This is a genomic window from Brevibacterium ihuae, assembly GCF_900184225.1.
GTDB classification, from domain to species: domain Bacteria; phylum Actinomycetota; class Actinomycetes; order Actinomycetales; family Brevibacteriaceae; genus Brevibacterium; species Brevibacterium ihuae.
On the sequence record NZ_FXWZ01000003.1, the window covers coordinates 1,100,819 to 1,122,471 of the forward strand.

General features: G+C 67.3%; 19 protein-coding genes and 2 tRNA genes. 10 read left to right on the top strand and 11 right to left on the bottom strand.

The features are described 5' to 3' along the window. Positions 1-70 precede the first annotated feature (70 nt). From C1A17_RS10240 to C1A17_RS10270, 7 genes are all read left to right on the top strand, one after another. Positions 71-1,003 (top strand): cation diffusion facilitator family transporter, encoded by a 933-nt coding sequence (locus C1A17_RS10240; RefSeq protein ID WP_101652876.1) that lies wholly within the window; start codon positions 71-73, stop codon positions 1,001-1,003. A 74-nt stretch (positions 1,004-1,077) separates the two neighbouring features. Further along, positions 1,078-1,791 (top strand): response regulator transcription factor, encoded by a 714-nt coding sequence (locus tag C1A17_RS10245; protein WP_101652877.1) that lies wholly within the window; start codon positions 1,078-1,080, stop codon positions 1,789-1,791. Beyond that, entirely contained in the window at positions 1,788-2,900 is a 1,113-nt protein-coding gene (locus tag C1A17_RS10250; RefSeq protein WP_101652878.1) for a sensor histidine kinase, read from the top strand. The genes C1A17_RS10245 and C1A17_RS10250 overlap by 4 nt, the downstream gene beginning before the upstream one ends. A gap of 95 nt (positions 2,901-2,995) precedes the next feature. Further along, the gene (locus tag C1A17_RS10255) at positions 2,996-3,319 is read left to right on the top strand and encodes a heavy-metal-associated domain-containing protein (protein ID WP_094450695.1); all 324 of its coding nucleotides are present in this window, start codon (positions 2,996-2,998) and stop codon (positions 3,317-3,319) included. A 33-nt stretch (positions 3,320-3,352) separates the two neighbouring features. Further along, positions 3,353-5,572, top strand: a complete 2,220-nt coding sequence (locus C1A17_RS10260; protein WP_101652879.1) for a copper-translocating P-type ATPase — start codon at positions 3,353-3,355, stop codon at positions 5,570-5,572. Beyond that, positions 5,569-6,219, top strand: coding sequence for a DUF305 domain-containing protein (locus tag C1A17_RS10265; RefSeq protein WP_101652880.1), 651 nt, complete (start codon positions 5,569-5,571; stop codon positions 6,217-6,219). Before C1A17_RS10260 ends, C1A17_RS10265 begins: the two co-directional genes overlap by 4 nt. A gap of 55 nt (positions 6,220-6,274) precedes the next feature. Next, a complete protein-coding gene (locus C1A17_RS10270; RefSeq protein ID WP_101652881.1) occupies positions 6,275-7,327 on the top strand; it encodes a type II glyceraldehyde-3-phosphate dehydrogenase in 1,053 nt (350 codons plus the stop codon). 82 nt (positions 7,328-7,409) lie between these two features. On the opposite strand, the gene C1A17_RS10275 is transcribed toward C1A17_RS10270, so the two are convergent. Both C1A17_RS10275 and C1A17_RS10280 read right to left on the bottom strand, forming a co-directional pair. Further along, a complete protein-coding gene (locus C1A17_RS10275) occupies positions 7,410-8,294 on the bottom strand; it encodes a fructose bisphosphate aldolase (protein WP_245873677.1) in 885 nt (294 codons plus the stop codon). Between the two features lie 34 nt (positions 8,295-8,328). Then, on the bottom strand, positions 8,329-8,736 hold the full coding sequence (locus tag C1A17_RS10280; RefSeq protein ID WP_101652882.1) for a four-helix bundle copper-binding protein: 408 nt from the start codon (positions 8,734-8,736) through the stop codon (positions 8,329-8,331). Between the two features lie 220 nt (positions 8,737-8,956). Here C1A17_RS10280 and C1A17_RS10285 point away from each other — a divergent pair, with 220 nt between their 5' ends. Genes C1A17_RS10285 through C1A17_RS10290 form a run of 3 tightly spaced genes read left to right on the top strand, consistent with a single transcriptional unit; the run spans position 8,957 to position 11,684 of the window. After that, positions 8,957-9,166, top strand: a complete 210-nt coding sequence (locus C1A17_RS10285) for a heavy-metal-associated domain-containing protein (protein ID WP_101652883.1) — start codon at positions 8,957-8,959, stop codon at positions 9,164-9,166. After that, the gene (locus tag C1A17_RS14230) at positions 9,163-9,318 is read left to right on the top strand and encodes a hypothetical protein (protein WP_180953295.1); all 156 of its coding nucleotides are present in this window, start codon (positions 9,163-9,165) and stop codon (positions 9,316-9,318) included. Before C1A17_RS10285 ends, C1A17_RS14230 begins: the two co-directional genes overlap by 4 nt. After that, entirely contained in the window at positions 9,318-11,684 is a 2,367-nt protein-coding gene (locus C1A17_RS10290; protein ID WP_101652884.1) for a heavy metal translocating P-type ATPase, read from the top strand. Before C1A17_RS14230 ends, C1A17_RS10290 begins: the two co-directional genes overlap by 1 nt. A gap of 36 nt (positions 11,685-11,720) precedes the next feature. Here the strand turns inward: C1A17_RS10290 and C1A17_RS10295 are convergent, their stop codons facing one another. The 9 genes from C1A17_RS10295 to C1A17_RS10335 all read right to left on the bottom strand — a co-directional run bounded on the left by C1A17_RS10295 (position 11,721) and on the right by C1A17_RS10335 (position 21,650). Continuing rightward, positions 11,721-12,671, bottom strand: a complete 951-nt coding sequence (locus C1A17_RS10295) for an IS3 family transposase (protein WP_101652885.1) — start codon at positions 12,669-12,671, stop codon at positions 11,721-11,723. Beyond that, positions 12,668-12,985: a helix-turn-helix domain-containing protein gene (locus C1A17_RS10300; RefSeq protein ID WP_101652886.1), complete on the bottom strand. Its 318-nt coding sequence runs from the start codon at positions 12,983-12,985 to the stop codon at positions 12,668-12,670. The genes C1A17_RS10295 and C1A17_RS10300 overlap by 4 nt, the downstream gene beginning before the upstream one ends. Before the next feature lie 282 nt (positions 12,986-13,267). Continuing rightward, a tRNA-Ala gene (locus tag C1A17_RS10305) sits at positions 13,268-13,343 on the bottom strand. A 159-nt stretch (positions 13,344-13,502) separates the two neighbouring features. Further along, a tRNA-Ile gene (locus tag C1A17_RS10310) sits at positions 13,503-13,576 on the bottom strand. Between the two features lie 414 nt (positions 13,577-13,990). Then, the gene (locus C1A17_RS10315) at positions 13,991-15,100 is read right to left on the bottom strand and encodes an IS30 family transposase (RefSeq protein ID WP_425427273.1); all 1,110 of its coding nucleotides are present in this window, start codon (positions 15,098-15,100) and stop codon (positions 13,991-13,993) included. Positions 15,101-15,208: 108 nt separating this feature from the next. Then, positions 15,209-16,021: a DUF3566 domain-containing protein gene (locus C1A17_RS10320; protein WP_245873678.1), complete on the bottom strand. Its 813-nt coding sequence runs from the start codon at positions 16,019-16,021 to the stop codon at positions 15,209-15,211. Then, positions 16,018-18,633 (bottom strand): DNA gyrase subunit A, encoded by a 2,616-nt coding sequence (gene gyrA / locus C1A17_RS10325; RefSeq protein WP_245873679.1) that lies wholly within the window; start codon positions 18,631-18,633, stop codon positions 16,018-16,020. Before gyrA ends, C1A17_RS10320 begins: the two co-directional genes overlap by 4 nt. 101 nt (positions 18,634-18,734) lie before the next feature. Next, on the bottom strand, positions 18,735-20,732 hold the full coding sequence (gene gyrB / locus C1A17_RS10330) for a DNA topoisomerase (ATP-hydrolyzing) subunit B (RefSeq protein WP_101652887.1): 1,998 nt from the start codon (positions 20,730-20,732) through the stop codon (positions 18,735-18,737). 195 nt (positions 20,733-20,927) lie between these two features. Continuing rightward, positions 20,928-21,650 (bottom strand): M50 family metallopeptidase, encoded by a 723-nt coding sequence (locus C1A17_RS10335; RefSeq protein ID WP_101652888.1) that lies wholly within the window; start codon positions 21,648-21,650, stop codon positions 20,928-20,930. Between the last annotated feature and the right edge of the window lie 3 nt (positions 21,651-21,653).

Below are 21,653 nucleotides of genomic sequence, written 5' to 3' on the forward strand. Positions count from 1 at the left end.
CGGCCCGACGGTGCCGTGCGCTGTCTCCCCGGAAGTTCAATTCCCCCGACAGGTCAACGCGGAGGCCAGGATGAGCGAACACAGCGGACATCTGCCAGTCGACGGAGACCGCAAAGCCCTCCGGATCTCCGGGTGGCTGACGGGAGTGTATTTCGTCATCGAGCTGGTCATCGGGCTGTGGTCCGGGTCGGTCGCGGTGATCTCCGATGCCTTCCACACGTTCTCGGCTGTCGGCGGGGTGCTGATCGCGCTGGTCGCCCAGCGTCTGAGCCAGCGCCCCGCCACTGCGCAGGAGACTTTCGGGTGGGCCCGCGCGGAGATCATCGGGGCTTTGTTCAACGGACTCTTCCTCGCCCTGATGGCCGCCTACGTGTTCTACATGGGGGCCATGCGGCTGGCCGATCCGATCGAGCTGCCCACCACGGTGATGCTCTGGGTGGCCGCCGGCGGCATTGTCACCGAGCTCATCGCATTCTGGCTGCTCTACCAACGTCAGAAGACGAACCTGAACATCAAGGGCGCGTTCTGGCACATCCTGCAGACCGTCGTCGGCAGCCTCATCATCATCATCTCCGCGGTGGTCATCCGACTGACAGGCTTCCTCGCGATCGACCCGCTGCTGGGCATGGTCTTCGGCGTGGTGCTGCTGTGGGCATCGTGGACCATCATCCGGTCAGCCCTGAGAATCCTGCTCCAGGGCACCCCCGAACACCTCGACCTGCCGGCAGCGATCGCCGCGCTGGAGGAGATCGACGGGGTTGAGGACGTCCACCACGTGCACGCCTGGACCATCACCTCAGGGCGCACCGTCTTCTCCGCGCACCTGCACGTGGCCAACCCGGCCCAGCATGAGGCCGTGCTGGAACAGGCGACCGACTTGCTCACCGACCGGTTCGACATCTACTTCTCCACGCTGCAGATCGAGCGCACCTGCCCGGCCGAGGCCGCCACGAGCATCGACATCACCAGACCCCCCGAGCGCGGGACAGACCCGGGCATTTGAAGGTTTGACGAAGATTCCGGCCGCAGCGGGCGCTGAGGGCTGTGTGCCACCAGCACTGGGGACAGACTGGGTACATGCGGGCTGAACGAACCGACCACCACCCTGGCGGACGCATCGTCGTCGCCGAGGATGAAAAGCCTCTGGCGCAGATGGTGGCGACCTATCTGAGCCGAGACGGCTTCCACGTCGAGCAGGCACACACCGGAGTCCAGGCGCTCGACAGCGTCAGGGCCGAGGAGCCCGACGTGCTGATCCTCGACCTCGGACTGCCCGGGCTCGACGGAATCGAGGTCTGCCGCCGCGTGCGGGCGATGTCGGAGTGCTACGTGCTGATCCTGACCGCCCGGGGGAGCGAGAACGACAAGCTCCTGGGGCTTGCCGCCGGCGCGGATGACTACATCACCAAACCCTTCAGCGTCCGGGAACTGGTCGCCCGAGTCCACGCCGTGCTCAGGCGTCCCCGCACCGGAAACCCACCCCAGGACTCCGTCCGCGTCGTCGGTGATCTCACCATCGACCTCGCCGGCCACGAGATCCGGCGGGCTGACGCGGTGCTTCCCCTGACACGCACCGAGTTCGACCTGCTGGTCGCCTTGTCTGCAACACCCAACCGCGCGCTCTCCCGCCGGCAGCTCATCGACGCCGTCTGGGACACGTCGTGGGTCGGCGACGAACGGATCGTCGATGTCCACATCGGACACCTGCGGCGCAAGCTCGGTGAAGAGCCCGACGGTGGCGGCCTCATCGAGACCGTCCGCGGCGTCGGATACCGAATGGTGCCCCGATGAGACTGCGCAACTCCGGCTTGGCCGCCCGCCTGTTCGCCACCCAGCTGATCGTGGTGGCGGCAAGCCTGCTCGGAGCGGTGGCAGTCGCCACCCTGGCCGGGCCCCCGCTGTTCCACGAACACCTGGAGCTGGCCGGCATCCCGGGAGGATCCCCGGAACTGTTCCATGTCGAACAGGCCTACCGCGACGCGAACCTGATCACCCTGGCAGTGGCCCTGGGCACCGGTCTGGCCTGCGCGCTCCTGGCCAGCTTCCTGCTCTCCCGCACGATCCGCACCCCGCTGGAACAGCTCACCGCTGCGGCAGCCGAAGTTGCCCATGGCAACTACGACGTGCGCGTTCCGGTGCTCGGCGCCGGCGTCGAGCTCGATTCCCTGGCCCGGGCGTTCAACATGATGGCCGACCAGCTGACACGCACCGAGGAAACGCGGCAGCGCATCCTGTCCGACCTCGCCCACGAGATGAGCACCCCGGTCTCGGTCCTCTCCGTCTACCTCGAGGGGCTGCAGGACGAGGTCGTCGAGTGGAACCCCACCACCGACGCCGTGATGGCCGAACAGCTGGCACGCCTGACACGCCTCGTCGAAGACATCGACGATGTCTCCCGCGCCGAGGAAGGCCGGATCGACCTCGACCCGGCCCCCCTGCCCCTCGCCAACCTGCTCGAAACTTGCGCCGCCGCAGTCCGGGAGAACTATGCGGCCAAGGGAGTGACGCTCACCACCGCGGCCGACGCCGACGTCCTGATCGCCGACCGGCAACGGCTGGCACAAGTCCTCGACAACCTCCTGTCGAACGCCCTGCGCCACACCCCACCGAAGGGAACCGTCTCCCTCACCGCCACCGGCACCAGCGACACCGTGCTCATCCGCGTCACCGACACCGGCGACGGCATGACCGCCGACCAGCTCACCCACATCTTCGAACGCTTCTACCGCGGCGACACCGCCCGCGACCGCGACCACGGCGGCTCCGGCATCGGCCTGACGATCTCCCACGCCCTCATCGCAGCTCACGGCGGCACCCTCACCGCCGCCTCCGCCGGCCCCGGACACGGCTCCGAGTTCACCATCGAACTGCCCCGCACCCCTGGAAAGGCCTACCCGTGAGAACAAACACCTTTACTCACATACCCCCCGGGGGTATAGTCGGGGTTGTTGGAGGCTCTCTCCACCTCTCCGAGCCCACTAGTCAGGAGCACATCATGACCGCATCCTCCCGCCAGCTGCCCCTCGCATCGGCAGGATGTGCCTGCTGCGCACCAGCCGACACCGCCACTACAAACGCAACCGGCAGCAGTGCTGAGCCGGTCTCCACGGTCACGCTCGCAGTGGAGGGGCTGACCTGCCAGGGCTGCGCCTCGCGGGTAACCAACGTCGTGCAAACACTGGATGCGAACGCCCAGGTGGACGTCACGCTGGTGCCCCACGGCCAGTCCACTGTCACGGTGAACAGCAGCGCACCGGTGGACTCTGCGGCGCTGCAATCGGCGCTTTCCGCGGCCGGTTACCCCGCAGCAGAAGCCTGATCGGCTACCCATCCCCGACTGTGAAGGACAACGATGAGCAATCCGGAGCACCACCACCAGCACCACGACGATCACCTCGACGCGGGCAGCCACGGACAGGCGATGCCGCAGGGACACGGGCACTCAGCCCTCGATGAACGCCCGGCACCGGCCCACGGTGGTCATGCCGGGCACGACCATGACGAGCATGCAGGCCATGGGGAGCACGCCGGGCACAGTGTTGCGATGTTCCGGAACCGGTTCTGGGTCAGCCTGATCCTGTCGGTGCCGGTCGTCATCTTCAGCCACATGGTCGCCGACCTGCTCGGCTACCAGGTGCCCGAGTTCTTCGGCTCGGCCTGGATCGCCCCGGTGCTGGGCACCGTCATCTACGTCTACGGCGGCATGCCCTTTCTCAAGGGCGGGCTCAATGAGCTGAAATCACGGCAGCCGGGGATGATGCTGCTGATCGCGATGGCCATCACGGTGGCCTTCGTCGCCTCCTGGGCCACCAGCTTGGGCATCGGCGACTTCATGCTCGACTTCTGGTGGGAGCTGGCGCTGCTGGTCACCATCATGCTGTTGGGGCACTGGCTGGAGATGCGGGCACTCGGTGCGGCATCCGGTGCGCTCGACGCGCTGGCCGAGCTGTTGCCCGACGAGGCGGAGAAGGTCACCGAGTCCGGGATCGTCACCGTCCCGATCGCCGAACTGCAGACGGGTGACACGGTGTTGGTCCGGTCCGGGGCCCGGGTGCCTGCCGACGGCCGCATCATCGACGGGCACGCCGAGTTCGACGAGTCCATGATCACTGGTGAGTCCAAACCCGTCCCGCGTGAGCTCGGTGACAAGATCGTGGCCGGCACCGTCGCCACGGACAACGCGGTGCGTCTAACCGTGGAAGCCACCGGCGGCGAGACTGCCCTGGCCGGCATTCAGCGGATGGTCGCCGACGCGCAGGCATCGTCGTCGCGGGCACAGGCACTGGCCGATCGTGCCGCAGCGCTGCTGTTCTGGTTCGCGTTGGGGGCCGGCATCATCACTGCACTCATCTGGACGCTGCTGGGCGCGCCGGACCAGGCAGTCATCCGCACCGTCACAGTGCTGATCATCGCCTGCCCGCACGCACTCGGACTGGCGATTCCGCTGGTGATCTCTATCTCGACTGAGAAGGCCGCCCGGTCAGGCTTGCTCATCAAGGACCGGCTCGCGCTGGAGCGGATGCGCTCGATCGATATCGTGCTCTTCGACAAGACCGGCACTCTCACGCAGGGCGCGCACGCAGTCACCGGGACCGCCCATGTGTCAGGAATCAGCGAAGGCCGCGTGTTGGCGCTGGCCGCCGCCGCCGAGGCCAACAGCGAACACCCGGTGGCACGTGCGATCACCGCAGCGGCAGCCGAAAACCCGGAAGCGGCCGCGGCGCGCCTGCAGGCCAGCGAGTTCACCGCAGCCGCCGGTCGCGGGGTCCGCGCCGTCGTCGAGGGTTCCGAGATCACCGTGGGCGGGCCCAACATGCTGCGCGACTACGGACTGGAATCCCCAGCCGAGATCGCCGCCGACGTCGCGGAATGGACCCAGCGCGGCGCCAGCGTCCTGCACATCGTCCAGGACCGGACGATAATCGGGGCGGTCGCCCTGGAGGACCAGGTGCGGTCGGAGTCCCGAGCCGCAGTCCACGCCCTGCAGGAACGCGGTGTGAAGGTCGCGCTCATCACCGGCGACGCGCAACAGGTCGCCGACGCCGTCGGCCGCGACCTCGGTATCGATGAGGTGTTCGCCGAGGTGCTCCCGCAGGACAAGGACTCCGCCGTCATCGACCTGCAGAACAGGGGACTGGCGGTGGCGATGGTCGGCGACGGCGTCAATGACGCCCCCGCCCTTGCCCGGGCCGACGTCGGCATCGCGATCGGGGCCGGCACCGACGTGGCGATGGAATCGGCCGGCGTCGTGCTGGCCAGCGACGACCCGCGAGCAGTGCTGTCGATGATCGATCTGTCGCGGGCCAGCTACCGCAAGATGATCCAGAACCTGGTCTGGGCGACCGGCTACAACGTCCTCGCCGTCCCGCTGGCCGCCGGAGTCCTGGCCCCCATCGGGTTCGTGCTCTCCCCGGCCGTCGGCGCGATCCTGATGTCCCTGTCGACGATCATCGTCGCGCTCAACGCCCAGCTGCTGCGCCGCACCGAACTCAACCCGGCATGGCTGGCACCGACCCCCGCCGAGACGTCCCGACCAGAAACCGTCCACCACCAAGGAAAGGTCACATCATGAAGCGCACCCCACTAGCAGTTGCGGCAGCCGTCGCCGGCACGCTGATCCTCTCGGCATGCGCCGGGAACGCCGACCCCGGCAGCACAGGGGCAGATCCCGCCCCTGAGACCTCGGTCGCCACCGACTCGGCTGCCACCGACTCCGCCGGCTCCGGTGAGGAGATCTCCGAGGAGCACAACGACGCCGACGTGATGTTCGCGCAGATGATGATTCCGCACCATCAGCAGGCCGTCGAGATGAGCGAGGTTCTGCTGGCCAAGGACGACATCCCGCAGAACGTCGCCGACTTTGCCCAGGGAGTCATCGACGCGCAGGGGCCTGAGATCGATCGGATGAACGCCATGCTCGAAGCCTGGGGCCAGGAACCCATGGGTGACATGGGCGACATGGGTGGTCACGGCGGTCACGGCGGCATGAGCGGGATGATGAGCGAAGACGACATGCAGCAGCTCGAAGACGCCACCGGCACGGAGGCCGCGAAGCTGTACCTGGAACAGATGACCCGACACCATGAGGGTGCCGTCGAAATGGCCGAACAGCAGGTCACCGACGGGCAGAACCCGCAGGCGAAAGCCCTGGCCGAGCAGGTCATCGAAGACCAGGAAGCAGAGATCCAGGAGATGAAGACGATGCTCGACGAACTCTGACCACCCGGCGACGAGCCCACCGTGGGACACGCGCACCACCTCGAAAGGAATGAGCATGGACACCAAGATCAAAGTCGCGGTGAACGGGTACGGGGTCATCGGCAAACGCGTCGCTGACGCCGTCCGGGCCCAACACGACATGGCACTCATCGGCGTCAGCGACATCACCGCCGATTACCGGGTCGCGGCCGCCGCCGCGCGTGACATCCCCGTCTTCGCCTCCACCTCTGAGGCCCATCAGGAAATGCGTGCCTCCGGGTATGCCGTGGCGGGTGAACTGCCTGACCTGCTCGATCAGGTCGATGTGATCGTGGACAGCACCCCGGCCAAGGTCGGGGCCAGAAACCTCGACCTCTACCGCACGCATGGAGTGAAGTCCGTGTTTCAGGGCGGGGAGAAGCACGATCTCACGGGGCATTCCTTCGTGGCTCATGCCAACTACAGCTCCGCCCGCGGCCGCGACTCCACCCGGGTCGTCTCGTGCAACACCACCGCGACCGTGCGCACCCTCACCGCGCTGAAGAACGTCGGGCTGCTGTCGAAGGCGCGCGGCGTGCTCATCCGGCGGGCGACCGACCCCTGGGAGTCCGACCACTCCGGGATCATGAACACGATCGTCCCCGAGGGACGCATTCCCAGCCACCAGGGACCCGACGCCCAGACGGTGGTTCCCGACCTCGACGTCGTCACCATGGCAGCGAAAGGGGCCCATACCCAGAACCACCTGCACTACTGGACGATCGAGCTCACCCGTCCCGTCGAGAAGGCCGAGGTCCTCGAGGCCTTCCGGACGGTGCCCAGGATCGCCTTCGTCCGGCGCTCCGATGGCATCGTGGCGGTCAACAGCACCGCCGAGCTGATGCAGGACCTCGGCAGGCCCCGCGGGGACATGTACGAGGTCGCAGTCTGGGAAGACATCCTCACCGTGGACGGCACCGAACTGTTCTGCACGTACACGGTCGACAACCAGGCCATCGTGACCCCGGAGAACATCGACGCCATCCGGGCCCTGGCCGGTTCGGTCGAGGACGGTGAAGAATCCATTCACCGCACCGACACAGCGTTGGGGGTCCGCCGCGATTTCGTGAAATCACTAGCCCACGACTGAGTACCAGGACCGACAGAGGCGATGGCTGCCGGAGGTAACGTCCTCCCGGCAGCCATCGCCCTGTCCACCCCGACAAGGTGCGTCAGGTGCGTGATGCAGCCACGATCGACGCAATCGCTCCATCCAGGGCAGCGTCGAACTCTGTATCGCTCTGCCCTGCGGTCAGCCCTTCCGTCAGGGCGCGGGAGAAACTGGCGATCATCCCCGGGTTGCGGGCCAGGCGGGTGTTGGCTTCCGCGCGGGAATAGCCGCCCGACAGCGCCAGCACCCGCACCACCCGCGGATGGTCCACGAACTCACGGTAGTGATCATCACGCTCCGGCAGGGTCAGTTTGAGGATGACCGGCTGATCCTCGCCGAGCCCGTCGAGCTCTTCCCGGATGGCAGTGCGCAACTGGTCCTCGGCCCCGGCCTTGTCGGGGGAGTGGATGTCGACCTCGGGCTCCACAATGGGCACCAACCCAAACCGCAGGATCTGCCGCGCGATGGCGAACTGCTGGGCGACGACGGCATCCAGCCCACCTCCGGGCGCCTTGATGACCGAGCGCATCTTCGTGCCGAACATGCGCTTGCTCACCGCGCGGGTCAGCAGGGCGTCCAGTTCGGGGATGGGCTTCATGACCTGGGCACCGTGGGTCTCCGCTGCCAGTCCCTTGTCGATCTTGAGGAACGGCACGATTCCCTTCACCTCCCACAAGTACTCACCCGTCGGACGCCCGTCGATCTCACGGTCCATCGTGTCTTCGAACAGGATCGAGCCCAGGATGCGCTCACCGTCGAACGCCGGACTGGTGATAATACGAGTGCGCATCCGATGCACCAGATCGAACATCTCCGCCCGGTTGGAATAGGAATCCTCGCTGATCCCGTAGAGCCTCAGCGCCTGCGGCGTGCTGCCCCCGCTCTGATCCAACGCCGCGATGAAACCCGACCCGCTCCTGACCCGGGCGAACATGTCCTGACCCACTCGCGCCCCTTTCGAATCAGCGCCGGGTCTCATATCAGGGCAGGGCCTTCAGCAACGCGGCACACGCCTCTTCGCACCGTCTGCACGCCTCAGCGCAGATGCGGCAGTGATCGTGCATCTGAGCGTGCTTCTCACATTCCTCCGCACATGCCCGGCACACCGTCCGGCACGTCTCCACCAGGGACCGGATGACTTCCGGATTGGTGCCGGTCAACCGCGAGAGCACGTTGCCGGTCGTGATGCAGACGTCCGCGCAATCCAGATCGGCGCGGATGCACGCCGCCAGGTCGGCCACCATCTCTTCGCTCAGACACGCATCGGCACAAGCCGTGCATGTCTGCGCACACTCGAAACACGCCGCGATACAGGCGGCGAGCGTATCCTTATCGACCCCTTGCGCACCCGCAGGGTGGGTCTCAATCATCGAAACTACATGCGACATGGAACTCTCCTTCCATTTCGACCAGGCGCAGCGAATCCGCGCCGTACTGCGACCGTACGTGCGCGTCCCGAACCAGTTGAACCCCGCGAGCCTTGAAGATTTGGTGAAGATCCACCTCGGCAGCCTCCGAGAGTCGAAACACCCTTGACCCGGATACCCCCATCGGGTATACCTGGTGACTGTGATACCCGCTGGGGGTATTCATTGGAGGAGGTCCGGAATGGCTACTATGAGGTTCTCTGTCAGCGGTATGACGTGCGGTCACTGCGAGATGTCGGTGCGGGAAGAAGTCCAGGAGATCACCGGCGTCACCGATGTCGAGGTCTCCCACGAAACCGGACAGCTCGTCGTCACCTCGGAAGCCGGCGTCGACTCCGCGGCGGTCGTCGCGGCGGTCGAGGAGGCCGGCTACCAGGCGGTGCCTGCGTGAGTCCCGGCATCCGCCTGACGCTGTACGCGGCCGTACTGCTGGCGGTCTTCACCGCCGCGTACGGCGCGGGCAGCGCCTTCATCCCCAACTCCCTCGTGGAGTCCTGGATGCAAGACGTTGAGCAGGATCACCACGAGAAGGAAGGTGCCTGATGGCCGTCCAGCCCGCTGACACATCGCTCGCTCGCGGCTCCGAACCGCAGACCGTCGCTGTGGAGCTCGACATCGAGGGCATGACGTGCGCCTCGTGCGCGAACCGGATCGAGCGCAAGCTCAACAAGCTCGACGGCGTCAGCGCCAGCGTCAACTATGCCACCGAGCAGGCCCGGGTCACCGCACCTGCCGGATTCGACCTCCAGCGTCTCCTCACCACGGTGGAGGACGCCGGCTATCAGGCCCAGCTCCCCACGACTGCCGGACCCGCAGACGACGGTGACTCCACTGGAGGGGACCGCAAGGACCGCGAGCTGGAGGTGCTGCGTCAACGACTGCTCGTCAGCGTTGTGTTGGCGGTGCCGGTCATTCTCATCTCGATGATCCCTGCCCTGCAGTTCACCTACTGGCAGTGGCTGTGCCTGACCCTGGCCGCCCCGGTCATCATCTGGGGCGGCTGGCCGTTCCACCGCGCCGCCTGGATCAACCTCCGTCACGGTGCGGCGACGATGGACACCCTGATCTCCGTCGGCACGCTCTCGGCCCTGGCCTGGTCGCTCTACGCATTGTTCTTCGGCACCGCAGGAGAACCCGGCATGACCCACGCCTTCGAGCTGACCGTCGAACCCACCGACGGAGCCTCCAGCATCTACCTCGAAGTCGGTGCCGGCGTGATCATGTTTGTGCTGCTCGGCCGCTACTTCGAAAAGCGCTCCAAGCGTCGGGCCGGTGCGGCGCTGCGTGCCCTGCTCGAACTCGGCGCGAAAGACGTCGGCGTGCTGCGCGACGGCACGGAGGTGCGCATCCCGACCACCGACCTGACCGTCGGGGATGAGTTCGTCGTCCGGCCGGGAGAGAAGATCGCCACCGACGGCGTCGTCGTCTCCGGCAGCTCCGCCGTCGATGAGTCCATGCTCACCGGCGAATCCATGCCCGTCGAGGTCAGCGAGGGTGACACCGTCACCGGCGCAACCGTCAACTCCGGAGGCCGGCTCGTCGTGCGGGCCACCCGCGTCGGGTCAGACACCCAGCTGGCCCAGATGGCCCAACTGGTCGAACAGGCCCAATCCGGCAAGGCCGAGATCCAACGCCTCGCCGATCGCATCTCCGGGGTCTTCGTCCCGATCGCGATCGCCATCGCCGTCGCAACCCTGGGTGCTTGGCTCGGTGCCGGCTTCCCACCCGCAGCAGCCTTCACCGCCGCTGTTGCCGTCCTCATCATCGCCTGCCCCTGCGCCCTGGGACTGGCCACCCCCACCGCGCTGCTGGTCGGCACCGGACGTGGCGCCCAGCTGGGAATCCTCATCAAGGGCCCCGAGGTCCTCGAATCGACCCGCAAGGTCGATACCGTCGTGCTCGACAAGACCGGCACCGTGACCACCGGGTCCATGACCCTGCAGACGGTCCACCCCGCCGCAGGCGTCGCCGCCGAGGAGCTGCTCCGCCTGGCGGGTGCGGCGGAGGCTGGCTCCGAACACCCGATCGCCCGCGCCATCACCCGCGCAGCCACCGAACAGCTCGGCACCCTGCCCGACGTCGAGTCCTTCGCCAATCGCGAGGGCAAGGGGATCCAAGCTGTCATCGACGGTCACCTCGTCGTCGTCGGCCGGACCACCATGCTCGACGACTGGTCCCTGACCCTGCCGAGTGCCCTGGCACACGCGAAAACCGCAGCCGAGGACAAGGGGCACACCGCGGTCGTCGTCGGGTGGGACGGCCACGCCCGAGGCGTGCTGACCGTTGCCGACCAGATCAAGGACACCAGCGCCGAAGCCATCGCCCAATTCCGCGCCCTCGGCCTCACACCCGTGCTGCTGACCGGTGACAACACAACAGTCGCCGACCACGTCGCGTCCCAGGTCGGAATCGAACAGGTCATCGCAGAGGTGCTGCCCGCCGACAAAGTCAGAGTGGTCGCCCAACTGCAAGGAACCGGCCGGGTCGTCGCAATGGTCGGCGACGGCGTCAACGACGCGGCCGCACTGGCCCAGGCCGACCTCGGCCTGGCGATGGGCACCGGCACCGACGTCGCGATCGAAGCCGCCGACATCACCCTGGTCCGGGGAGACCTGCGCTCGGCGGCCGATGCCATCAGACTGGCGCGCAGAACACTCGGCACGATCAAAGGCAACCTCTTCTGGGCCTTCGCCTACAACACCGCCGCGATACCGCTGGCAGCTCTCGGACTGCTCAACCCCATGCTCGCCGGCGCCGCAATGGCCTTCTCCAGCATCTTCGTCGTCAGCAACAGCCTCCGGCTTCGAACCTTCACATCCCAAACCGCGGAAGCGCCAAGCACCACTGCAGTGCCGAGCGACCGCGAGCTGACCACCCAGCAAAACTCACGGAAGACGACGCTCTCATGACACTCCACCATCACCACGACCACTCAGTGTCCCGCGTCAAGTAGTTGGCAGGATTTCCTTGGTTTTGAATGTCGGGGTGGTGGGGTCGGCCAGGCCCAGGTGCACCTCCTTGGGCCGGTTCCATGAGATGGCCTCGTGGGGCCGGAGCTCGTTGTACTCGATCCGGTAGTCCTCGGCCCGCTCGGCGAGCACGATCGCGTCGTCAATCTCGTCCAGGTAGAGCCGTTCGTACTTCAGCGTGCCGAAGCCGCGTTCACGGGACCCGTTCTGCCCCGAGGTCTTCACTCGGGTGCGCACGTGGTGTAGCTCGGGGTGGGCGGCGATGAAGGACTCGAAGCGGAAGAACCGGAACGGCCCGCCGTTGTCCGTCACGATGGTCACCACGGGCAACAGCTCACCGGTCTCGGGATCGACCGGGCAGGCCTCGACCAGCGGGTGACCGAACATGGCCTCGTAGTCGGCCAGGACCAACTCGATCGCGTCGATCGCGTCGTGCTGGTTCCCGGTGGGCGAAACGTGGAAGGGGTGCTCGTACTTGGACCAGTAGTCCCGGCACCCGGCCAGCCGCCAGGTCCCTCCGGTGGTGGTCTCGAACTCGCTGAAGTCCAGCTGCCAGACTTGGTTCGGGCCTGAGGGCTCGGTGGCGAACGCGGCCTTGCGCCGCTCGGCCAGCTTCCGTCGCTCCCGTTGGTACTGCGCGGGCAGAATCAGCCCCTCGTCGCGCAGGATCCGCAGCACGGTCGCCTCGGAAACCACATGCCCGTCGTGGCGGACCATCGCCCAGATCTTCCGATGCCCCCACGCCGGATGGGCCAGCGCGTGCTTGACCACCAGTTCCCTGGCGGCCTGCCGTCCCGGTTGCGGCCACGGTCCCTTCACCGCCGTCCCGGTGCGGGCCTTGGCCTGCCAGCGGCGCCAGGTCCGCTCGAGCATGTCGAAGAGCTGGCAGAACCGCGCGGTCGACACGCCCGCTTCCACGCGGATCACCTCGAGGTCCTCGAAGGGCCCAACCGGCCCTCCGCGGACTTCTTCCACACCCTGGCCTCCAGGTGTGCCTCGCCCAAGGCCTCGGTCAGCTCGGCGACCTCGGCCTCCAGCTGTTCCTCTCGGGAGGATGGTCCGGACCTGCCGGCCACCAGGGCGGTCTTGCCGGCTTCCAGGAACTCGGCCTTCCACCGTCCGATGGACTGCTCACTGACTTTCTCCTTGCGTGCCGCTTCGGCGATGGACATCTCGCCGGCCAGCACGCTCAGCACTATCCGGGTCTTCTTCTCCGCCGGAATCGAGGGTGGTCTACCCATGTCTGACTCTCCTTCGGGACCTACATAACGGCCCTGCCACTAAGTCTGACGCGCGACAGCACGACCACGACGGCCCCCGCCAGCACCTCGCCACCGCACTACGGCTGCTGGCCGACTGCGCCACCATGTACGAGCGCACCGACGACCACGGGAAACGCCTCGCCAACCAAGCCTTCTACCAACGCATCCTCATCACCGAAGACGAAAAAGCGGCGATCCAGCTCAACGAGCCGTTCGCCGCCCTCACACCCAACGATGTCAGGTGTTCTAGTACGTCTGATCTGGTGGAGGTAAGGGGACTCGAACCCCTAACCCCCTGCTTGCAAAGCAGGTGCGCTACCAATTGCGCCATACCCCCGAGAGCGGTTCCCTCACACCTCGTCGGTGTACTGGGACCAGTTCTGATGAGCGCGCTGACGTCTGCTCCGGAATCCGAGGAGGACTCCGGCCGCTGCGGACAGCACTCCCGTCAGGGTCAACCACTTCTTCACACCGTCTCCGTCCGGTCGTGGTTCCGTGGGCCTAAGAGGACTTGAACCTCTGACCTCTTCGTTATCAGCGAAGCGCTCTAACCGCCTGAGCTATAGGCCCGTATCGGGATGAACCGAAAATCCACTATAGCCACAACCCCGGCGCGAACCAAATCGCGCGCCGGCCGGCGGCGATGGCGACCGATGCGGCGGCTGCGAGGGATGCGACCGAAGCGACGCTGACGTTTCGATCCCGGTCGATCATGCGCGCATTTCCGTACTCGATCGAAACCTCAGTGCGGACGTGGCACCTCGGCGCGGGAAGAGCACTCCGGTTCCTCAGGCGCGTCGGCGCCGAGCCGGTAACAGGCACCTCGGCACCGGGCACAGCACCGCAGCGCGGACGTGGCACCCGCACCGCACCTCGGCGCGGGAACGGCACCTCGGTCGGCGCGTGTACCGCTTCCCAGGCCCGAGGCGCCTCGGCCACGGCCCCTTGAAACAGCAAAATCCTGCGGATCCGTTCTCCTTGGTGTCAAGGGGTTGTTGCAACGAGGTGTTCGTTCAGGGCTTGAGCTGGGGTTTTCCATTTCAGAGTCTTGCGGGGGCGGGCATTGAGCTCGGCGGCGACAGCATCGAGCTCGGCCTGGCTGATAGCCCGGAAGTCCGTGGTCGAGCGGGGGAAGTACTGCCGCAGCAGCCCGTTGGTGTTCTCGTTCGTCCCACGCTGCCAGGGCGCATGCGGGTCACAGAAATACACCTCGCAATCGGTAGCGATCCGGAAGTCAGCCACGGCAGACATCTCCGCTCCCTGGTCCCAGGTCAACGATGCCCGTAGGTGTTCCGGCAGCTGTCCCATCAACTCGATGAGGACCCGGATCACCTCCTGACTGACCCGCGAGGACGGCAGACTGCCGAGCATCACGAACCGGGTGGAACGTTCCACCAGCGTGATGATCGCCGAGGACCCCCGCGCCCCGAGCACGAGATCGCCTTCCCAGTGCCCGGGCACCGCCCGATCAGCGGCCTCAGCCGGGCGGGAAGAGATGGTGAAGTCCACCGTCCAGGGCTTCGCCCCGCGCCCGGCCTTGGCTTCCCGGGACTGCGACCGGCGCTGACCGCGACCGGTACGCAGCGCGACCTGCCGGGCGAGTTCCTGACGCATCCCGCCCCTGGCCTGGTAATAGATCGCTTGGTAGATCGTTTCGTGGGACACGTGATTCTCCGGCTGCTGGGGATACTGCGTCCTCAGCCAAGCACTGATCTGCTGCGGCGACCACCGGCAGCGCAGCTTCTCGGCCACCACGTGCCACAGCGCGGGGTAGGGTTTGCCCCAACCGGGACGCAGCTTCATCGCGCGTGGTCGGCGTGCGCGTTTCAGCGCCCGTCGGTGGGCATGGGCGTGTGAGTACACCCACCGATATGCCCCGCCCCAGCCCGGTGCGCCGGCACGCGATCCCCGCGGATGCCGGGAACCGGCACCCGCGAGGCTGTTGCCCCGGTAGGCGTTGTTGCGTGCGACCTCACGCCATACCGTGGACCGGTCCCGGCCGATCCGAGCAGCGATCTGCGGGAAGGACAATCCCTGCCCGAAGAGCACCTCGATCTGCGCACGTTCCGTCACTGTCAATCTGGGTCCAGGCACCTCGATCACCCACGATCATCAAAGCCATCCCCGCCACTCAGGGACACCGTTGCAACAACCGTATGAAACCACCCTCAGGAACCGCAGGAAATTGCTGTCTGGGGAGGGTCAGTCGTCGGTGAGGGTGAGGTGGAACCCGCCGACGATCGACGAACCGATGTTGTAGAGGAACGCGAAGAGCGTCGACAGGGCCGTCATGAGGACGATGTTGACGAGCGCGAGGATCACGGAGAACGACAGCACGCGGCCGAGGCTGAACAGGCCGAGCAGCTGGTCCGCCCCCTCGGTGCCGGCGACCTCGGAAAGGGTGGACTGCAGACCCTGGAGGGTGCCGGTCGCCTGAAGAACGAGCCACAGCACGACGGCGGCGATGACAGTCGCGATGCCGATCGCCACCGACAGCAGGAACGCCATCTTCATGACCGACCAGGGGTCGAGCTTCGCGACGGTGAGCCGCACGGTGCGCGGACCCTTGCGCTTCGACTTGCCGCCCATCTTCACGCCTCCCGAGGAGGCGCGGACCGGGGAATCGGCGTCGCCGTCCCCGCCGGACGACAGGGGCGAGCGCTGCGTTCCGGAACCGGCTGCCGCGCCAGCGGCACCGGCGCCCGCGCGAGCGGCGCCGGAACCGGAGGCGCCGGCTGGAGCGTCATCCATCACCGCGGTCGGGGCCGAGCCGGTCTGCCGGCCGGCGAGTGAACCGGCCGGTGCTCCCGAGGGGCTGCGGTCGGCCGGGCCGGACACGGGCGGAGCGTCGACCCGGGTCGCGGGGCCGGCGGACTGCGCACCGGCGGGACCGGAGCCCACCGGCGATCCGGCGCCGGCATCGGTCGCGCGGGGCTTGCCGCCGCCGGCCGACAGCCGCGTCGAACCCGAGGACGTGCGGATCACCTTGCCGGGCTTCTGATCGTTGTCGCTCACTGCTCGTCTTCACTTTCCGTCGCAGTCGATGCCGGATCGCTCGGGTCGAGCGCATCCACGGCCGCTTCCACGGTGGCGTCGTCGACCGGCGTCTGGGCTTCATCCTCCACGGCCTGCTCCGGGCCACGGGTTACGGCAATGATACGGTCGTTCTTCCCTGGCTTGGCAAACACCACGCCCATGGTGTTGCGACCCTTGGCCGGCACCTCGTCGATCGAGGACCGCACGACCTTGCCGCGCTCCATGACGACGAGCACCTCCTCGCCGTCGGACACGATGAGCCCGCCCACGAGGTCGCCGCGCTGCTCGGTGATCTTCGCGACCTTGATCCCGTAGCCCCCTCGGCCCTGGATCCGGTACTCGTCGATCGGGGTGCGCTTGGCGAACCCGGCCTCGGTGACGACGAAGACGTAGGTGTCCTCGGTCATGACGTCCATGGTGAGCAGGGTGTCATCGTCCTTGAACTTCATCCCGGTGACGCCCGAGGTGGCTCGTCCGGTGGCGCGGATCGTCTCGTCGCCGGCGGTGAAGCGGATCGACATGCCCTTGCGGGACACGAGGAGCAGGTGGTCCTCGGCGCCGACGAGGCGCGCGGACACGAGCTCGTCGGGTGAGCCGTCGGCCATCTCGCGGAGGTTGATCGCGATGACGCCGCCGGTGCGGTTCGAGTCGTACTCGCTCAGCCGGGTCTTCTTGACGAGTCCGCTCCGGGTGGCGAGGACGAGGTAGTCGGCCGCCTCGTAGTCCCGGATCGAGAGCACCTGGGCGATCGTCTCGCCCGGCTGAAGAGCAAGGAGGTTCGCGACGTGCTGACCCTTGGCGTCCCGGGACCCCTCGGGCAGCTCGTACGCCTTGGCCCGGTAGACCCGGCCGGTGTTGGTGAAGAACAGCAGCCAGTTGTGGGTCGAGGTGACGAAGAAGTGGTCGACCACATCGTCGCCCCGCAGGCGGGCTCCGGTGATCCCCTTGCCCCCGCGGTGCTGGGCGCGGTAGAGCGCGGACTGGGTGCGCTTGGCGTACCCGCCGCGGGTGATCGTCACGACGACCTCCTCCTCGGGGATGAGGTCCTCCATGGACACGTCGCCGTCGAATCCGGCGAGGATCCGGGTGCGGCGGTCGTCGCCGTACCGGTCGACGACCTCGGAGAGCTCGGCGGACACGATCTCGCGCTGCTTCGCCGGCGTCTCGAGGATGTGGTTGTACTCCGCGATGAGCTGCTCGATCTTCGCGGCCTCCTCCTCGATCTTGAGGCGCTCGAGGGCGGCGAGGCGGCGGAGCTGGAGGTCGAGGATCGCATTGGCCTGGATCTCGTCGACCTCGAGCAGCTCCATGAGTCCGGTGCGCGCCTCGTCCGAGGACGGCGAGCGGCGGATGAGGGCGATGACCTCGTCGAGCGCGTTGAGGGCCTTGAGGTAGCCGCGCAGGATGTGCGCCCGCTCCTCCGCCTTCCGCAGACGGTAGCGGGTGCGGCGCACGATGACGTCGATCTGGTGCTTGACCCACAGCCGGAGGAACGCGTCGAGGCTCAGCGTGCGCGGCACGTTGTCGACGAGCGCGAGCATGTTCGCGGAGAAGTTGTCCTGGAGCTGCGTGTGCTTGTAGAGGTTGTTGAGCACGACCTTCGCCACCGCGTCGCGCTTGAGCACGATGACGAGGCGCTGGCCGGTGCGGCCGGAGGACTCGTCGCGCATGTCGGCGATGCCGGCGACCTTGCCGTCCTTGGCGTAGGAGGCGATCTTCGCCGCGAGGGTGTCCGGGTTGACCATGTAGGGCAGCTCGGTGACGACGAGGCAGGTGCGGCCCTGGATCTCCTCGACCTCGACGACCGCGCGCTGGGTGATCGACCCGCGGCCGGTGCGGTACGTGTCCTCGATGCCGCTGCGGCCGAGGATCGTCGCTCCGCCCGGGAAGTCCGGGCCCTTGATGATCCCGAGCAGGGCCTCGAGCGCCTCGGCGTTCGTCGCCTCGGGGTTCTGGAGCAGCCACTGGGCGCCGGCGGCGACCTCGCGGAGGTTGTGCGGGGGGATGTTCGTCGCCATGCCGACCGCGATGCCGGCCGAGCCGTTGACGAGGAGGTTGGGGAACCGGCTCGGCAGGTAGACCGGCTCCTGGTTCTTCCCGTCGTAGTTGTCCTGGAAGTCGACGGTTTCCTCTTCGATGTCGCGGACCATCTCCATGGCCAGCGGCGCCATCTTGCACTCGGTGTACCGCGGGGCGGCCGCGCCGTCGTTGCCGGCCGAGCCGAAGTTCCCCTGGCCGGAGATCAGCGGATAGCGCATCGCCCACGGCTGGACGAGGCGGACCATCGCGTCGTAGATCGCGGAGTCGCCGTGGGGGTGGTACTGGCCCATGACATCGCCGACCACGCGCGAGCACTTGTTGAAGGACCGCTCCGGGCGGTACCCCCCGTCGTACATCGCGTAGAGCACGCGTCGGTGCACCGGCTTGAGCCCGTCGCGCACGTCGGGGAGCGCACGCCCGACGATGACGCTCATCGCGTAGTCGAGGTACGAGCGCTGCATCTCGAGATTGAGATCGACCTGCTCGACGCGGTTGCCCTCGGGCGGGAGCGCGGAATCGGTGTGCTGGGTGTTCTCGATGTCGTCGGCCACGTGCCTTCTTACCTCGTGTTCGGAGCTGATCGGTGTGTATCAGCGAATATCGTGAATGTCCTAGATCGTCGTATCGATCGCTGTCGAACGGGTCGCCCGCCTCAGATGTCGAGGAAGCGGACGTCCTTCGCGTTCTCCTGGATGAACCGGCGCCGGGATTCGACGTCCTCGCCCATGAGGATGGTGAAGATCTCCTCCGCGCGGGCGGCGTCGTCGAGCGTCACCTGCTTGAGCAGGCGATGGTCGGGGTTCATCGTCGTGTCCCACAGCTCCGAGTAGTTCATCTCGCCGAGGCCCTTGTACCGCTGGATCGCCATGTCCTTGGGCAGGCGCTTGCCGGCGGCCCGGCCCTCGGTGAGCAGCGCATCGCGCTCCCGGTCCGAGTACGCGTAGTCGTGGGGCGCATTGCTCCACTTGAGGCGGTAGAGCGGCGGGGTCGCGAGATACACGTACCCGTGCTCGACGAGCGGCTTCATATAGCGGAAGATCAGCGTGAGCAGCAGGGTGGCGATGTGCTGTCCGTCGACGTCGGCATCGGCCATGAGCACGATCTTGTGATAGCGGAGCTTCGAGATGTCGAAGTCCTCGCCGATCCCGGTGCCGAAGGCGGTGATGAGCGACTGGATCTCCTGGTTGCCGAGCGCCCGATCGAGCCGGGCCTTCTCGACGTTGAGGATCTTGCCGCGCAGCGGGAGGATCGCCTGGTGGATCGCGTCGCGACCCTGCACGGCGGAGCCGCCGGCGGAATCGCCCTCGACGATGAAGATCTCCGAGAGCGAGGGGTCCTTCGACTGGCAGTCGCGGAGCTTGCCCGGCATGCCCGAGGACTCGAGCAGGCCCTTGCGGCGGGTCGCCTCGCGCGCCTTGCGGGCGGCGAGCCGCGCCTGCGAGGCCTGGATCGCCTTGCGGACGACCTCCTTGGCCTGGTTCGGATTCGACTCCATCCAGTGGCCGAGCTCGTCGCGCACCACGCGCTGCACGAAGGTCTTGGCCTCCGAGTTGCCGAGCTTCGTCTTCGTCTGACCCTCGAACTGCGGCTCGCCGAGCTTGATGCTCAGCACCGCGGTGAGCCCCTCGCGGACGTCGTCGCCGGTGAGGTTCGAGTCCTTCTCGCGGAGGAGCTTCTGCTCGCGGGCATAGGAGTTGAGCAGCGAGGTCAGGGCGGTGCGGAAGCCCTCCTCGTGGGTGCCGCCCTCATGGGTGTTGATGGTGTTCGCGTAGGTGTGGACGGACTCGTTGTAGGCCGTCGTCCACTGCATGGCGACCTCGAGCGCGATCGTCTGCTCGGTGTCCTCGGACTCGAAGGCGATGATCTCGTCGTTGACGAGGTCGGACTTCTTCGCGGAGTTGAGGTAGGCGACGTAGTCGAGCAGCCCGTTCTCGTAGAGGTAGGTGACCTCGCGCGGCTTCCACTCCGCGGTCTCCTCCGCCTCGAGCTGGACGTCGTCGTCGTCGACCTGCTCGACGCGCTCGTCGCGGAGCGAGATCTTCAGTCCCTTGTTGAGGAAGGCCATCTGCTGGAACCGCGCACGGAGCACCTCGAAGGTGAACTCCGTGGTGTCGAAGATCTCGTCGTCGGGCCAGAAGGTGATCATCGTGCCCGTGCGGTCGGTGGCCTCGCCCTTGACGATCTCGCCGGTGGGCACACCGCGGCGGTAGTCCTGGCGCCACACGAAGCCGTCGCGGTGGATCTCCGCGTCGAGGCGGACCGAGAGCGCGTTGACGACCGAGGAGCCGACGCCGTGCAGACCGCCGGACACCGCGTATCCGCCGCCGCCGAACTTGCCGCCGGCGTGGAGGATGGTGAGGACGACCTGGAGGGTCGGGATGCCCTCAGTCGGGTGGATGGCCACCGGGATGCCGCGGCCGTCGTCGACGACCCGCACACCGCCGTCGGCGAGCACGGTGACCTCGATATGGCTGCAGAAGCCGGCGAGGGCCTCGTCGACGGAGTTGTCGACGATCTCGTACACGAGGTGGTGGAGGCCGCGCTCCGAGGTCGAACCGATATACATACCGGGCCGCTTGCGCACCGCCTCCAGACCTTCGAGGACGGTGATGTCACCCGCGTCGTACTGCTGGTTCTCCTCGGCAGCCATGGATCTCCTTGTCGTCGGTCAGAATCTCCCTCGATTCTACCCCGGACCCGGCTCGAATCCTGCCCTGGCAGACCCGGAAAGGCCGCGAATCCGCATTTTCACGCCGCCGACCGTACCCCGACTCGTCTCCCGGGGTGCTGGTGCCGTGTGAGCGGTTCTCGCAATTCCCGGAACGCCGCTGCCGCGACAGCCGTGTCAGGCGCCGGCGACCACGCGCCACAGCACCCAGCCGGACGCCGCGAGACCGGCGAGGACGACGATCCACATGAGGACGATCCAGGCCCCGGCGGGAACCCCGGTCTCCCGCCGCAGGATCTGCGCATCGCTCGCCTCGGTCCGACCGCGCGCGTGCCTGCGGGAGAGGTTCGCGAGTGCGCGCACCGCCCCGCACACGAGGAACAGCCCGATCCCCACGACCGCGCTCGTGAGCCAGGGATCGGGTGCTGCCCACAGCAGGCCCAGGAGGATCGCCCCGGTGAGCGGCACCGCGAACCAGGCGAGCGCACCGCGCATGAAGATCAGCGAGAGCACGAGGACGACGACGCACACCGCCAGCACGGTCGCTGCCCGGCCGAGCACCCCGCCGAGCACGAGGCCGGCACCGAGCACGGCCGGTGCGGGATACCCCCAGAACGTCGTCCACGGGACCGACGCGGCCCGCCCGTGCGAGGTCGTCAGGCCCGCGTGGTCCCCCGACAGGCGGATCGTCACCGCCCGCCGGCCGGTGAGCAGACCGGCGAATCCGTGTCCGAGCTCGTGGACGATCGTCACGGCGATCCCGGTGAATCGCCACACCGCCCCGGGGACGACGAGGACGAGGGCGACCACGAGCGCTGCGAGGACGAGGACGAGCGGGGCACCGGGCAGAGCGGTGGGATCCGCTGCGCGGTCGAGCAGATCGAGGGGTTCGGTGACCATCAG